This window comes from Sorangium sp. So ce375 (assembly GCF_051473855.1).
Lineage (GTDB): Bacteria > Myxococcota_A > Polyangia > Polyangiales > Polyangiaceae > Sorangium.
This window is the reverse complement of record NZ_CP150335.1, coordinates 11,685,763-11,701,369: the sequence shown is the minus strand read 5'-3', so window position 1 is coordinate 11,701,369 and position 15,607 is coordinate 11,685,763. Positions and strand designations below refer to the sequence as shown.

Annotated in this window: 4 protein-coding genes; all 4 read left to right on the top strand. The window is 74.3% G+C overall.

Annotation, left to right across the window (positions count from 1 at the left end; genetic code table 11):
- Nucleotides 1-30: 30 nt before the first annotated feature.
- Genes WME90_RS43510 through WME90_RS43495 form a run of 4 tightly spaced genes read left to right on the top strand, consistent with a single transcriptional unit; the run spans nucleotide 31 to nucleotide 15,605 of the window.
- Nucleotides 31-258, top strand: a complete 228-nt coding sequence (locus WME90_RS43510) for an MbtH family protein (RefSeq protein WP_437277990.1) — start codon at nucleotides 31-33, stop codon at nucleotides 256-258.
- Nucleotides 255-1,268, top strand: coding sequence for a TauD/TfdA family dioxygenase (locus WME90_RS43505; protein WP_437277989.1), 1,014 nt, complete (start codon nucleotides 255-257; stop codon nucleotides 1,266-1,268). Before WME90_RS43510 ends, WME90_RS43505 begins: the two co-directional genes overlap by 4 nt.
- A 9-nt stretch (nucleotides 1,269-1,277) precedes the next feature.
- Nucleotides 1,278-9,125, top strand: coding sequence for an amino acid adenylation domain-containing protein (locus WME90_RS43500; RefSeq protein ID WP_437277988.1), 7,848 nt, complete (start codon nucleotides 1,278-1,280; stop codon nucleotides 9,123-9,125).
- Nucleotides 9,126-9,128: 3 nt separating this feature from the next.
- Complete coding sequence (locus WME90_RS43495) at nucleotides 9,129-15,605, top strand: amino acid adenylation domain-containing protein (RefSeq protein WP_437277987.1); 6,477 nt, start codon at nucleotides 9,129-9,131, stop codon at nucleotides 15,603-15,605.
- Nucleotides 15,606-15,607 lie beyond the last annotated feature (2 nt).

Sequence of the window (15,607 nt, the reverse complement as noted above, 5' to 3'; positions counted from 1 at the left end):
CCGCTCATCCCATCTCGAACGGAGGAAGACATGGCGAACGAGGAACAGGAAGACAGCACAATTTACAAAGTCGTCGTGAACCACGAGGAGCAGTATTCGATCTGGCCCGAGTACCGCGAGAACCCGCTCGGATGGCGGGACGCGGGCAAAGCCGGCACCAAGGCGGAGTGCCTCGAGCACATCAAGGAGGTCTGGACCGATATGCGGCCGCTGAGCCTGCGCAAGCAGATGGCGGCGCAGGCGGGCCGGTCGTCGTGAGCTCGCTCGACGCCGTGTCGCCCGCGGGGGCGCGGGGCGAGGCCGATGGGCTCGCGCGGTCCAGCTTCCCCGGCGCCGCGCTGCCGCTCGTCGTGAGCCCGCTCCGGCGCGGCGACGTCTCAACAACGTTCGCGGCGGCCATCCGGGCGTGCGCGGAAGCCGAGTTGACGTCGCGCGGAGCGGTGCTGTTCCGCGGGTTCCCGGTCCGCGGGCTGGCCGACTTCGAGGCCTTCGTGAAGCTCGTCACGCCGGATCTGCTGGATTACACGTTCGGGTCGACGCCGCGCTCTCACCTGCAGAGTCGCATCTACACGTCGACAGAGTACCCGGCGCACCAGCACATCCCGCTCCACAACGAGCAGTCGTACACGCGCGAGTGGCCCCTGAAGATCTGGTTCCACTGCGCGGAGGCCGCGCCCGAGGGGGGCAGCACGCCGCTCGCGGACAGCCGCGAGGTGCTCCGGCGCATCCCTGCCCGGATCCGAGAGCGGTTCACGGCCAAGAAGGTGATGTACGTCCGCAATTACGGCGGCGGGCTCGACGTGCCCTGGCAGAAGGTCTTCGGCACGACCGACCGGGCCGAGGTCGAGCGCCTCTGCCGCCAGCGCGGGATAACGTGCGAGTGGAAGGCCGACGGCGAGCTGCGCACACGGGAGGTGTGCCAGGCCGTGGCCACGCACCCGCGCACCGGCGATGTGGTGTGGTTCAACCAGGCTCACCTGTTCCACGTCTCCAGCCTGGAGCCCTCGGTGCGAGAGGCGCTCCTCGCGGTCTTCTCCGAGGACGAGCTGCCCCGCAATGCGTTTTACGGCGACGGCTCGCCCATCGAGGGCGCGGTCCTCGACGAGATCCGCGACGTCCACAGGCAGCTCGCCGTGGAGTTCCCCTGGCAGCAAGGGGACGTGTTGCTCGTCGACAACATGCGGGTCGCCCACGGGCGCGCGCCGTTCCGGGGCCCGCGCAAGGTCCTTGTGGCGATGGCCGAGCCCTACGGGGCCAAGGCCCTCTGAGGTTCTTTCATGAGCGATGACGTCTTCGTTTTCCCGATGAGCTTCGCGCAGGAGCGGCTCTGGTTCTTGGCCCAGCTCGAGCCCGACAGCGCCTCGTACAACCTGGCCGCCGCCGTGCGGCTCACCGGGTCGCTCGACGCTGGCCTCGTGGACCGGTGCGTGGCCGAGATCGTGCGCCGTCACGAGGTCCTGCGCACGACGTTCGACGTCATCGACGGCCAGCCGTCGCAGGTGATCCGGCCGGAGGGCGCGGCGCGGGTCCCGCGCGTGGACCTCACCGGGCTCCCCGAGCCGCAGCGCGACGCGGAGGGCCGGCGCCTGATCGAGCGCGAGGCGCGGCGCCCCTTCGATCTCGCGAGCGGCCCGCTGCTCCGGCTCCTGCTCCTCAGGATGAGGGAGGACGAGCACGTCCTCGTCTGGGTCGTCCATCACATCGTCTTCGACGGGTGGTCCACGGGCCTCGTCCTGCAGGAGTTCGCCGCGCTGTACACGGCGTTCGCGGGAGGCCGGCCCTCCCCGCTGCCGGAGCTGCCGCTGCAGTACGCGGACTTCGCCCACTGGCAGCGCCAGCGCCTGGAGTCGGGCGCGCTGAAAGCCCAGCTCGCCTACTGGACCCGGCGGCTGGCCGGCCAGGAAGCGCTGCTGGAGCTGCCGACCGATCGGCCCCGGCCGGCGATGCAGTGCTACCGCGGGGCGCGGCACTCGTTCCGGCTGCCCGCGGCGCTCGCCGACGCGCTGCGCGCGCTGGCGCGGCGGGAGGAGACGACGCTCTACGCGGTGCTCGTGGCAGGGTTCAAGGCCCTCCTCGCGCGCATCACGGGCGCGCTCGACCTCAGCGTGGGCACGCCGGTGACGAACCGGAGCCGGGCCGAGCTGGAAGGGGTCGTGGGCTGCTTCGCCAACACCGTCGTGCTGCGCACCGATCTCGGCGGCGATCCCCGGTTCTTGGCGCTGCTCTCGCGGGTGAACGAGACCGTCCGGGAGGCGCAGGCGCACCAGGAGGCGCCGTTCGATCAGGTCGTGGAGGCCCTGCGCCCGGCGCGGGATCTGAGCCACGCGCCGCTCTGCCAGGTGCTCTTCGCGCTCCAGCCCGCGCTCCGGGAGGCCCCCGAGATCCCGGGGTTCGGCGTGCGCCTCCTCGACCTGGACGCGGGCGGGGCCCAGCTCGATCTGTCCCTCGAGATGGCCGTCGACGACGGCGGCATCGCCGGGGCGTTCGAGTACGACACGGATCTCTTCGATCGAGGCACGATCGAGCGGCTGACCGCGCACCTCGAGCGGCTGCTCGCGGGCGCCGCGGCGAACCCGGAGGCGCGGCTGTCCGAGCTGCCCCTGCTCGCGCCGGAGGAGCAGCGGCGCGTGCTCGGCTGGGGCGTGGCCGCGGCGCCGGACCGCGCGCCGCGCGCCGTGCACAGGGGCTTCGAGGCGCGGGCGGCGCTCGCGCCCTCGGCCGTGGCCGTCGTCCAGGAGGGGCGGTCGATCACGTACGGAGAGCTCGACCGGAGGGCGAACCAGCTCGCGCAGCGGCTGCAGCGGCTCGGCGTGGGGCCCGAGGTCCGCGTGGGCATCTGCCTGCCTCGCTCGATCGAGATGGTCGCCGCCGTGCTCGGGGTGCTCAAGGCCGGTGGGGCGTACATCCCGATCGATCCCTCGACGCCGCGGGAGCGGATCGCCGCGATGATCGCGGACGCCGGCGTCCGCGCGGTGGTGACCGGGGAGGACGCGGTGGACGGCGCGGTGGAGAGCCGCGATCTCGCGCTGATCCGCCTCGATCCACGCTGGGCTTGCGTGGCTGGCGAGCCGGAGGCGCCGCCGGCGGGGGAGCCGGCGCCGGAGCAGGCCGCGTACATCCTGTACACGTCCGGATCGACGGGCGTGCCCAAGGGCGTCGTCGTCCCTCACCGGGCGCTCGCGGGCTTCGTCGACACCGCGGCGGCGCTCTACGAGATCGCGCCGTCGGACCGGGTGCTGCAGTTCGCGTCGCTGAGCTTCGACGCCAGCGCCGAGGAGATCTTCCCCTGCCTCACGCGAGGCGCCGCGCTGGTGCTGCGCACCGAGGAGATGCTGGCGTCCGTCGCCTCGTTCCTCGAGGCGTGCGGGGCGTGGGGCGTGACGGTGCTGGACCTGCCGACCATGTACTGGCACCGCGTGGCCGCGGAGGTCGCGCGCGACGGGGGCTTCGCCCTGCCGCCCGGCCTCCGGCTCGTCATCGTCGGCGGCGAGGCGGCGCTGCCCGAGCGCGTGAGCGCCTGGCGGGCGTCGGTGCCGACCCGGGTGCGCCTTGTCAACACCTACGGGCCGACCGAGGCCACGGTGGTCGCGACCGCCTGCGACCTGACGGCGGCGAGCGCCGACGCCGGCGCGGGCGCGGGGCGCGAGACGGCGGTCCCCATCGGCCGGCCGATCGCGGGCGCGCGGGCCTACGTGCTGGATGTCGCGGGGCTGCCGGCGCCGGTGGGCGTCGTGGGCGAGCTGTACCTCGGAGGTCAGGGGCTCGCGCGCGGCTACTGGGCGCGGCCGGCGTTAACCGCGGAGCGCTTCGTGCCCGACCCGTTCGCGGATCGGCCCGGCGAGCGGATGTACCGGACCGGCGACCGGGCGCGGTGGCGTGCGGACGGGCAGCTCGAGTTCGCAGGGCGCGTGGACCACCAGGTGAAGCTCCGCGGCTTCCGGATCGAGCTCGGCGAGATCGAGGCGCGGCTCGCCGAGCAGCCCGGCGTGCGCGGGGTGGTCGTTGTCGTGCGCGAGGATCGGCCGGAGGATCGCCGGCTCGTCGCGTACGTCGCCGCCGGTGAGGGCGTGGCCCCGGAGCAGCTCCGGCGGGCGCTGAGGGAGCAGGTGCCCGACTACATGGTGCCGTCGGCCTTCGTCCTGCTGGACGAGCTGCCGCGCACGGCGCAGGGCAAGATCGACAGGCGCGCGCTGCCGGCGCCCGCCGTGGAGGGCGCGGGCGACGCCGCGACCCCGCGGACGCAGGCCGAGGCGGCCCTCGCGGGGATCTGGGCGGAGCTCCTCGGCCGGGCCGCGGTCGGCGTCCGCGAGAACTTCTTCGAGCTGGGAGGCGACTCGATCCTGGCGCTCCAGGTGGTGGCGCGCGCGCGCGCGGCGGGGCTGTCGATCGCGCCGCGGCAGATCTTCCAGCACCAGACCGTCGCCGAGCTGGCCGCGGTGGCCGAGGCGGCCTCCGCCACGAGCGCGGCCGCGGAGCCGATCGACGGCGACGTGCCGCTCACGCCCATCCAGCGCTGGTTCTTCGAGCACGTCGGGGAAACGCCGCACCACTGGAACCAGTCCGTGCTGCTGGAGCTGCGGGCGGCGGTGGCGCCGGAGGCGCTCGAGGCCGCGGTCGCGGCGGTGGCGGAGCACCACGAGGCGCTCCGGCTGCGGTTCACGCGCGAGGGCGGCGCGTGGCGGCAGCGCCACGGGCGCGCGGCCGGCGCGGCGGTCGCGCGGGTGGACCTCTCGGAGGTCCCGGAAGCGGAGCAGGCGGCGGCGCTCTCGCGCGCGGCAGGGCAGTGGCAGGCGCGGCTCCACCTGACCGACGGGCCGCTCCTCTGCGCGGTGCTCTTCGACCTGGGCTCAACACGCCGCGGCCGGATGCTGCTCGCCGCCCATCACCTCGTCGTGGACGCTGTCTCCTGGCGGATCCTGCTCGAGGATCTCCAGGCGGCGTACCAGCAGCGCGCGGCCGGCGAGGAGATCCGGCTCCCCGAGAGGACGACCGGCTTCGCGTCCTGGGCCCGGCGCCTGCAGGCGCACGCCCAGTCCGACGAGGTGGCGCGGCACGCGGACGCGTGGATCGCCGCCGCGCGGCCGACGCCGCAGCTCCCGGCGGACGATCCGGGCGGCGCCGGGCTCGAGGGAGACACGGTCCGCCGCACGGATCGCCTGGACGAGGGCGAGACCCGCGCGCTGCTCGCGGCGACGTCCGCGTACCGGACACGGGTCGACGAGCTGCTGCTCACGGCCCTCGCCGGAGCGCTCGCGCGGTGGACGGGGGACGCCGCGGTGCTCGTCGACATGGAAGGCCACGGGCGCGACGCGCTCGGCGACGTGGATGTCTCTCGCACGGTGGGGTGGTTCACGAGCCTCTACCCCGTACGGCTGGAGGTCCAGCCCGACGCCGCGTTGGATCAGGCGCTCAAGGCGGTGAAGGAGCAGCTCCGCGGCGCGTCGCGCCGCGGGGCCACCTACGGCCTGCTCCGCACCCTGAGCGAGGGCGAGCGCGGCGCGCGGCTCTCGGGCCAGCCGGCGCCCGCGGTGAGCTTCAACTACCTGGGGCAGTGGGACGATCTGCTCGCGGCGAGCCCGCTCTTCGCCCTCGCCGAGGAAGACCTCGGGGCGGAGCGCGATCCGCGGGCGCCGCGGGGCTACGAGCTGGAGGTCGACGCCGCCGTCGTCGGCGGGCGCCTCCGGGTCACGTGGAGCTACAGCGGCGCTCGCCTTCGACCGGAGACGATCCAGCGGCTGAGCGAGGACTTCGCGGCGCGGCTTCGCGCCCTGGTCGCCCGCTGCCTCGAGCCCGGCGCGGGAGGGTGCACGCCGTCGGACTTCCCCCTGGCGCGGCTCGACCAGCCCACGCTCGACCGCCTGCTCGGGCCGGGCCGCGACGTGGAGGACGTGATGCCGCTCAGCGCGCTCCAGCAGGGGCTGCTGTTCCACAGCCTGTGGGAGCCCGGCACCGGCGTCTACGTCGAGCAGGTGACCTGCCGGCTGCTCGGAGCGCTCGACACCGACGCCTTCCGCCGGGCCTGGGAGGCCGTGGCGCAGCACCACGGCGTCCTGCGCACGACCTTCGTCTGGCAGGGGGCCGACGAGCCGCTCCAGGTCGTGCGGCGCGCCGGCGCGGCGGCGGCGGTGGAGATCGAGGTCGAGGACTGGCGCGGCGGGGACGCGGAAGAGCAACGCGCGCGGGTGGCTGCTCGCCTCGAGTCCGACCGCGCGCGGGGCTTCGATCTGGCCCGGGGCCCGCTGATGCGCCTCTCGCTCCTGCGCGTGGAGGACGACGTCCACCTCGTGCTCTGGAGCCATCACCACCTCCTCCTCGACGGGTGGTCGGCGGCCCTCGTGCTGCAGGACGCCTTCTCCGCGTACGACGCCCTGCGCGCCGGCCGCGCGGTCGCGTTGCCGGCCCGAAGGCGTTACCGCGAGTACATCGCCTGGCTGCGCGAGCGGGACGCGAGCGCCGAGGAGCCGTTCTGGCGGGGCGCGCTGGCGGGGTTCGGCGCGGCGACGCCGTTGCCGCTGGAGCGGGCGGCGCCGGCGCCGGTCGAAGAGGCGAGCGGACAGGGGACGAGGACCGTCTCGCTGCCGGAGCCGGTCACGGCGCGCCTCTCGCGCTTCGCGCAGCAGCACCACGTGACGTCGAGCACGCTCGTCCAGGCCGCCTGGGCGCTGCTGCTCAGCCGGACCGCGCGGACCGACGACGTGCTCTTCGGCGTCACGATGGCCGGGCGCTCGGCTCCGCTGGCCGGGATCGAGTCCATGGTGGGGCTCTTCATCAACACGCTGCCGCTGCGCGTGGCCGTGCCGCAGGCGGCCACCGTCGCGGACTGGCTGCGCGATCTCCTGCGCACGACGACCGAGCTGGGCCAGCACGAGCACACGCCGCTCGCGCAGGCGCGGGCCTTCAGCGTGGTCCCGGCGGGACAGCCGCTGTTCGAGAGCCTCCTTGTCTTCGAGAACTATCCCACCGACCCCCGCGCGCAGCAGGGGTTGCCCGGGCTCGGCGTCCGCGACGTCGCGTTCGCGGACCAGACAAACTACCCGCTCACCCTGACCATCCTGCCGGGGCAAAGGCTGGAGCTGCGCCTCGCGTACGACCGGCGGCGCTTCGATGACGAAGGCGCCTCCCGCCTGCTCGCCCTCGTGGAAGGGGCGCTCCGGCAGATCATCGGCCGTCCCGAGGCCCGGGTCGGCGACCTGTCGCTCCTCGGTGATCTGGAGTCCAGACGCGTGGTGGCCGCGTGGAACGCGACGGAGCGCGCGTATCCGGACGACCTGCGTGTGCACGAGCTCTTCGAGGCGCAGGCCGAGCGGACGCCGGACGCCGTGGCCGTGATCTTCGACGAGAAGCGGCTGAGCTATCGAGCGCTGAACGAGCGTGCCAATCAGATGGCGCACGCGCTGCGGCGGCGCGGGGTCGGGCCGGACGGGCTCGTGGCCATCGCGGCGGAGCGCTCGGTCGAGATGGTCGTCGGGCTGCTCGGCATCCTGAAGGCGGGCGGGGCGTACGTGCCGATCGACCCGGAGTATCCCGCCGATCGCATCGCCTTCATGCTCGAGGACGCGGGAGCGCCGGTGCTCCTGAGCCAGTGGCCCGTCGCGTCGCGCCTGCCAGCGCACCGCGCCGAGGTGCTCTGCCTGGACACGGACCGCGCCGAGATCGACAGGGAGCCGACAGGCAACCTCGCGGTGCCGGTGTCGCCGGACAACCTCGCTTACACAATCTACACCTCGGGCTCGACCGGGCGGCCCAAGGGCGCCGGCAACAGCCACCGTGGCCTGCTCAACCGGCTGCAGTGGATGCAGGAGCGCTACGGGCTCACCGCGCGAGACCGGGTGCTGCAGAAGACGCCCTTCAGCTTCGATGTCTCGGTCTGGGAGTTCTTCTGGCCCCTCATGACCGGCGCCGGCCTCGTCGTCGCCAGGCCCGGCGACCACCGCGACGGCGAGCGGCTCGTGGAGCTGATCACACGGCACGGCGTGACAACGCTGCACTTCGTCCCGCCCATGCTCCAGGCGTTCCTGGAGACGCCCGGGGCGCCGTCGTGCGTCTCGCTGCGGCGGGTGATCTGCAGCGGCGAGGCGCTGCCCTCAGAGCTCGCGCGGCGGTTCTTCGAGCGGCTGGGTGCCGAGCTCCACAACCTCTATGGCCCGACCGAGGCATCCATCGATGTGACCTCCTGGGCGTGCCGGCGGGACGACACCTCGGCCTCGGTGCCCATCGGACACCCGATCGCCAACACGCAGATCTACCTGCTCGATCGCCACGGGCAGCCGGTGCCGGTGGGCGTCGCCGGGGAGCTCCACATCGGCGGCGTCGGGCTCGCGCGCGGCTATCACGAGCGGCCCGCGCTGACCGCCGAGCGCTTCGTGCCCGATCCGTTCGGGTCCGCGCCCGGCGGGCGGCTGTACCGGACAGGGGATCTCGCGCGCCACAGGCCCGACGGAGCCATCGAGTTCCTCGGCCGCCTCGATCACCAGGTGAAGATCCGCGGCCTGCGCGTGGAGCTCGGCGAGATCGAGGCGCGCCTGCTCCAGCACCCCGGCGTCGGCGAGGCCGTCGTTGTCGCGCGCGACGAGGCCCACGGCGGCAAGCGCCTCGTCGCCTATGTCGCCGGCCGCGACGGGTCGGCGCCCGAGCCGGAGGCGCTGCGCGCGTGGGTGGGCGAGGCGCTCCCGGCCTACATGGTGCCTTCGCCGATCGTCGCGCTGGAGCGACTGCCGCTCTCCCCGAACGGCAAGGTCGACCGCCGCGCCCTGCCGGCGCCGGAGGCGGCGGGGCTCGGCCATCGCCCCTACGTCGCGCCCCGGACCGAGGCGGAGCGGATCCTCGCGGAGGTCTGGGCGGAGGTGCTGCACCGCCCGCAGATCGGCGTCGAGGACAACTTCTTCGAGCTGGGCGGCGACTCGATCGTCACGTTGCAGGTCATCGCGCGCGCCGCCCAGCGCGGGCTGCACCTCTCACCCAAGCTGCTGTTCGAGCACCCGACCGTGGCCGAGGCCGCGGCGCGGCTGACCGTGGCGGCCCCGCCCATCGAGGCCCCGCCCGCGCCGCCGCCCGCCCCCGAGCCCCCTGACGCCGGCCTCTCCGCGGAAGAGTGGAGCGATCTGCTGGACGAGCTCCAAAGGTGAACCGTGTCTACAAAGCCTGATCCCTCCGCCAACATCGAAAGCGTCTATCCCCTCTCACCCATGCAGGAGGGGATGCTGTTCCACACGCTCCTCCGCCCCTCCTCGGGCGTCTACCTCATGCAGAACCGCTATCGCATCGAGGGCGATCTGCAGCTCGACGCGTTCGAGCGGGGCTGGCGAGAGGTGGTGGCGCGGCACGCGATCCTGCGCACCTCCTTCGTCTGGAGGAGCCAGAAGCGCCCGCTCCAGGTCGTCCACAGGAGCGTGGAGCTGCCGTTCGAGCTGCTCGACTACCGGGGCCTCACCGGGGAAGCCCAGGAGGCGCGCATCGCCGAGGAGCTCCGCGACGAGCTCGACCGAGGGCTCGACTTCGGCAAGGCGCCTGTGATGCGCATCCGCCTTATCCGGCTGGGCGACCGGACTCACGAGCTCGTTCACAGCTTCCATCACATCCTCCTCGACGAGTGGTGCACGTCGCTCCTGGTGATGGACTTCCTCGCTCACTACGAGGCGCTTGTCCGGGGCGACGCGTCGCGCCCTCCGCCCGCGCGCCCCTACCGCGATTACATCGACTGGCTCGGGCGGCGGGATGCCCAGGCCGCAGAGGCGTTCTGGCGGGGCGCCCTCGAGGGCTTCGGGGCCCCGACGCCGCTCGGGTTCGAGGAGCGCTCCGACGGCCCGGCGGCCGCGGATCACGGCGAGATCGACGACCTCACGGTCCGGCTCGGCGCGGAGCCCTCGGCCGCGCTGCGCGCGCTCGTCCAGCGCCATCGCCTCACGCTCAACACGATCGTGCAGGGCGCCTGGGCCCTGCTGCTCAGCCATTACAGCGGCGAGCCCGAGGTGCTCTTCGGCGTCACCGTCGCCGGGCGTCCCCCGGAGCTGCCAGGGGTCGAGTCCATCCTGGGCCTCTTCATCAACACGCTGCCGCTGCGCGTTCCCGTCCCCGCGGACAAGCCCCTCTTGCCGTGGCTCGCCGCGCTGCTCGATCAGAACCTCGGGCTGCGGCAGCACGAGCACACGCCGCTCGTGGACATCCAGCGCTGGAGCGAGATCGAGCGCGGACAGCCGCTGTTCCAGAGCCTCTTCGTGTTCGAGAACGCGCCTGTCGACCCCGCGCTCCGCGAGGGGCGGATCGTCTTCCGGGTCGAGGACGTCCGCGACCGCGTCCACACGAATTACCCGCTCACCATCATGTCGTGGCCCGACGTGGAGCTGCCCCTCAAGCTCTCGTACGACCGGTCGCGCGTCCGGCCCGAGCTCGCCGCGCGGCTGCTCGGGCACCTCCGCGCGCTCCTCGAGGGCATGGCCGCGCGCCCCGACGCGCGCCTCGGCGAACTGCCGCTCCTCACGCCGGCCGAGCGGCAACAGGCGCTCGTCGCGTGGAACACGACGCCCCCGCCCCCGGAGGATCTCTCGTCCTACGCCGCGCGCTTCCACGCCCAGGTCGCGCGGACGCCCGACGCCATCGCCGTGTCCTCCGCGGATCGGCGGCTGACCTACGCCGCGTTGAACCGCGACGCGAACCGCGCGGCGCACGCGCTGCTCGCGCGCGGCGTCGGCCCCGAAGAGCGGGTGGCGCTGCTCGACGACCGGGGCATCCCGCTGCTCACCATGATCCTCGCCGTGTTCAAGGCCGGCGGGGCGTACGTGCCGATCGACCCCACCTACCCGGCCGAGCGCGTGGCGCAGATCCTCGCGTCGAGCGAGCCCCGCGTCGTCATGACGCGCGACAGGCACCGCGGCGCTTTGGAAAGAGCCATTTCTTTGCTGCCCGAGGCGCGCCGGCCGGCGATCGCGACCATCGAGGGCGCCCTCGACGAGGCCTCGTCTAACGAGGACCCTGAGGAGCGCGGCGGGCCGGGGCACCTCGCCTACGTCATCTACACGAGCGGCTCCACCGGCGTGCCGAAGGGCGCGATGGTCGAGCGGCGCGGGATGCTCAACAACATGCTGAGCAAGATCCCGCGGCTCGGCCTCACGGCGGGCGACGTCATCGCGCAGACGGCGTCGCCGTGCTTCGACATCTCGGTCTGGCAGTTCCTCACGGCCCTGCTCTTCGGCGGCACGGTCGACATCGTGCCCGACGAGATCACGCGCGATCCGGCCCGCCTGCTCGAGCACGTCGAGCGCCGCGGGATCGCCGTCGCCGAGCTCGTCCCCGCCGTGCTCCAGGGCATGCTGGACGCGGCCCTGGAGCACGCCGCGCCGCCGGCCCTCGCGCGGCTGCGCTGGATCCTGCCGACCGGCGAGGCGCTCCCCGCGGCGCTCGCCCGGGCGTGGCTCGACCGCTACCCGGCGGTGCCCCTCATGAACGCCTACGGGCCCGCGGAGTGCTCGGACGACGTGGCGCTGCACGCGATCACGGCCCCGCCCGCGGCGCACGAGGCGCAGGTCCCGATCGGGCGGCCGGTGGACGGCTTCAGGCTCTACGTGCTGGATCACCTGCTCGTCCCGTCGCCGGTCGGCGTGACCGGCGAGCTCTACGTGGGCGGCATCGGCGTCGGGCGCGGCTACCTGGGCGAGCCGGGGCGGACCGCCGCCGCGTTCCTCCCCGATCCCTTCAGCCAGGCGCCGGGGCGCCGGCTCTACAGGACCGGGGATCTCGGTCGCTACCGCGACGACGGCACGATCGAGTTCGTCGGCCGGCGGGATCACCAGGTCAAGCTGCGGGGCTACCGCATCGAGCTCGGCGAGATCGAGGCGCGGCTCGCCGAGCACCCCGCCGTGAAGGAGGCCGCGGCGCTCGTCCGCGAGGACCGGCCGGGCGTGCGGCGGCTCGTCGCCTACGCGGCCGCCTGCGCTGACGTGGCCGCAGGCGCTGACGTGGCCGCAGGCGCTGACGTGGCCGCAGGCGCTGACGTGGCCGCAGGCGCTGACGTGGCCGCAGGCGCTGACGTGGCCGCAGGCGCTCAAGCGCCGGCCTCGGAGGCGCTGCGCGCGTGGCTCGCGGAGCGCCTGCCCGAGTACATGGTGCCGCAGGCCTTCGTGTTCCTGCCGGCGCTCCCCCGCACGGCGAACGGCAAGGTGGATCGGCGCGAGCTCCCCGCCCCCGAGACCGGCGACGCGCGCAGCCACGTCGCGCCGCGCACCGCGACCGAGGAGCTGCTCGCCGGGATCTGGGCCGAGGTGCTGGGCGTGGAGCGGGTGTCCGTCGAGGACTCGTTCTTCGACCTCGGCGGCCACTCGCTGCTGCTGACGCAGGTCCTGTCGCGCGTGCGCCGCGTGCTCGACGTCGAGCTCCCGCTCCGCGCGCTCTTCGAGACGCCGACGGTGGCCGCCCAGGCGCGCGCCGTCGAGACGGCGCGGCGCGGACCGCTGGCCCCGCCGGCGCCGCCGCTCCTCGCCGCGCCGCGGAGCGGCCCGCCGCCGCTCTCCTTCGCCCAGGAGCGCCTGTGGTTCATCGCGCAGCTCGAGGAGACCGCGGCGTCGTACAACATCCCGGCGGCGGTGCGCCTGCTCGGGCCGCTCGACGTGGCCCGCCTCGAGCGCAGCTTCGCCGCGGTGGTCCGCCGCCACGAGTCGCTGCGCGCCACGTTCGAGGAGCGCGACGGCCGGGCGGTGGCGGTCATCCACGCCGAGCAGCCGGTGACGCTCTCGATCGTGGACCTCCGCGTCGCGCCCGAGGAGGCGCGCGAGGCCGAGGCGCTGCGGCGGATCGAGGAGGAGGCCAGCCGCCCCTTCGACCTCCGCGGCGGGCCGTTGCTCCGGATCACGCTGGCGCGGCTCGGGGAGCGCGAGCACGTCCTGCTCGTCGTCGTCCACCACATCGTGTCGGACGGGTGGTCGATGAACGTGCTCGTCCGCGAGGTGGCGGAGCTCTACGCCGCCGACGCGGAGGGGCGCGCCGCGGCGCTCCCGTCGCTCCCGATCCAGTACGGCGACTACGCCGGCTGGCAGCGCGCGTGGCTCGCGGGCGCGGCGCTCGACAAGCAGCTCGCGTACTTCCGGCAGCGGCTCTCCGCGGAGCCGCCCGTCCTGCGGCTGCCCACCGACAAGCCGCGCCCCGCCGCGCGCTCCTACCGGGGCGCCCGCCTCGACTTCGAGCTCCCGCGCGAGCTCTCCGCCGAGCTCGGCGCGCTCGCCCGCGGCCAGGGCGTCACCACGTTCATGCTGCTCCTTACCGCGTTCCAGGCGCTGCTCGCGCAGCGGAGCGGCCAGACGGACCTGTGCGTCGGGACGCCGGTCGCGGGCCGCACGCGCGTCGAGCTCGAGGGGCTCATCGGGCTCTTCGTCAACACGCTCGTGCTGCGGGCGGACCTCGCGGGGGACCCGCGCTTCACGGAGCTCCTCGCGCGGACGCGGGAAGAGGTGCTGGCCGCGCAGGCGCACCAGGACCTGCCGTTCGAGCAGCTCGTGAAGGCGCTCCGGCCAGCGCGGGATCTCGGGAGCACGCCGCTGTTCCAGGTGATGTTCTCGCTCCAGGAGGCGTCGCGGCGCGCGCTGCCGCTCGCCGACCTCGAGCTCCGGCCCGTCGACGTGGATCCGGGCAGCGCCCAGTTCGACCTGTCGCTCCACATGGCGACCGCGCCGGAAGGGCTGAGCGGCTCGTTCGAGTACAGCACGGAGCTCTTCGAGGAGCGCACGATCCGCCGCATGGCGGACGACCTCCGCGCGCTGCTCTCGGCGGTCGTGGCGCGGCCGACCGCGCGGCTCGGCGAGCTGCCGCTGCCCGAGCCGCCGGCCCCGGCGCTGTCCGAGGCGGCGGCGCCTGCGGATGCGGCCCTCGAGGCGGCGGCGCCTGCAGACGCGGCCCTCGAGGCGGCGCCGCCTCTCGGCGCGGGAGGAGCGTCACCTGCCGCGGCGCAGGACGCCGCTCTCGCCACGGACGTCGAGGCAGCGCTCGCGCAGATCTGGGCCGCGGTGCTCGGCCGCGAGCGCGTCGGCCGCGACGACAACTTCTTCGAGCTCGGCGGCGACTCGATCCTGAGCCTCCAGGTCGTGTCCCGCGCGAAGCAGGCGGGCCTGCGCCTGACGGCGCGCCAGATGTTCCAGCACCAGACCGTCGCGGAGCTCGCGGCCGTCGTGGGCGTGGCCTCGGCCGCGGCGGCCGGGGACGAGCCGGCGACGGGCGACGTCCCGCTGACCCCGATCCAGCGGCGGTTCTTCGCGCGCGATCTGCCGAACCCCCACCACTGGAACCAGGCGCTCCTGCTCGCGGTCGATGAGCCGCTCGACTGGCCGGCCCTGCAGGCGGCGGTGCAGGCGCTCGTGCACCACCACGACGCCCTGCGGCTGCGCTACGTGCCCGAGGGCGGCGGGTGGCGCCAGACGCAGGCGCCCGACGAGCCCGAGATCGTCGCGCACCGGGCGGACCTCACCCGGGTGCCCGAGGCCGATCAGCCGCGGGCCATCGAGGCGCACGCGTCCCGGTGGCAGGCCAGCCTGGACCTGACGACGGGGCCGGTGCTCCGCGTCGTCGGCTTCGACCTGGGCGCCGGCCGGCCCGCGCGGCTCTTGCTGGCCGCGCACCACCTGGTCGTCGACGGCGTGTCGTGGCGGATCCTCCTCGACGATCTCCAGAGCGCCTACGATCAGGCCCGCCGCGGGGCGCCGGTGCAGCTGCCCGAGCGGACCACCTCGTTCAAGCGGTGGGCAGAGCGCCTGGAGGACGCCGCGCAGGGGGCCACCCTCCAGGACGAAGCGGCCTTCTGGCTCGGGCTGCCCTGGGACCGGGCGGCGCCGCTGCCTGTCGACACGCCGGCGGGAGATCGCGCGGAGACGGCCATGGCCACGCTCAAGGCGGGCCTGAGCGGGGCCGAGACGCGGTCGCTGCTGGAGGCCGTGTCGGACGCGTACCGGACGCGCATCGACGAGGTCTTGCTGGCCGGGCTGGCCCTCTCGCTCGCGCGGTGGACCGGGCAGAGCGTGACGGCGATCGAGGTCGAAGGCCACGGGCGCGAGGCGCTCGACGGCGACGAGCTGGACCTGTCGCGCACCGTCGGCTGGTTCACGAGCGCCTACCCGGTGCTGCTCGACGTCGCGAAGGACGCGGCGCCGGGCGACGTGCTCAAGGCGGTGAAGGAGCAGCTCCGCCGCGTCCCGCGGCGCGGCCTCCCCTACGGCGCGGTGCGGGAGCTGGGCGCGGGGGCGATCGCCGAAGGGCTGCGCCGCCTGCCGACGCCGGGCATCGCGTTCAACTACCTGGGCCAGTGGGATCAGGTGGTCGGCGCCGGCGCGCGGTTCTCTCTGGCCGCGGAGTCGCCCGGCGCCGAGCACGACCCGCGCAGCCCGCTCGCATACGAGATCGAGATCGACGCGGCCGTGTACGACGGCCGGCTCGAGGCGACCTTCCGTTACAGCGCCGCGCGGTACCGGCAGGAGACCGTCGCGGCGGTCAGCGCGCTGTGGCGCGACGCGCTGAGAGAGCTGATCGCGCACTGCCTGTCACCGGACGCCGGCGGCTACACGCCGTCGGACTTCACGGACGTCGCGCTCGCGTCGGACGAGCTGGACTCCATCCTGGAAGCCTTGGACTGACG

Excerpts from the sequence above, each read along its gene's own strand:
- WME90_RS43510 (WP_437277990.1), top strand. The coding sequence starts at position 31 with ATGGCGAACGAGGAACAGGAAGACAGCACAATTTACAAAGTCGTCGTG.
- WME90_RS43500 (WP_437277988.1), top strand. The coding sequence starts at position 1,278 with ATGAGCGATGACGTCTTCGTTTTCCCGATGAGCTTCGCGCAGGAGCGG.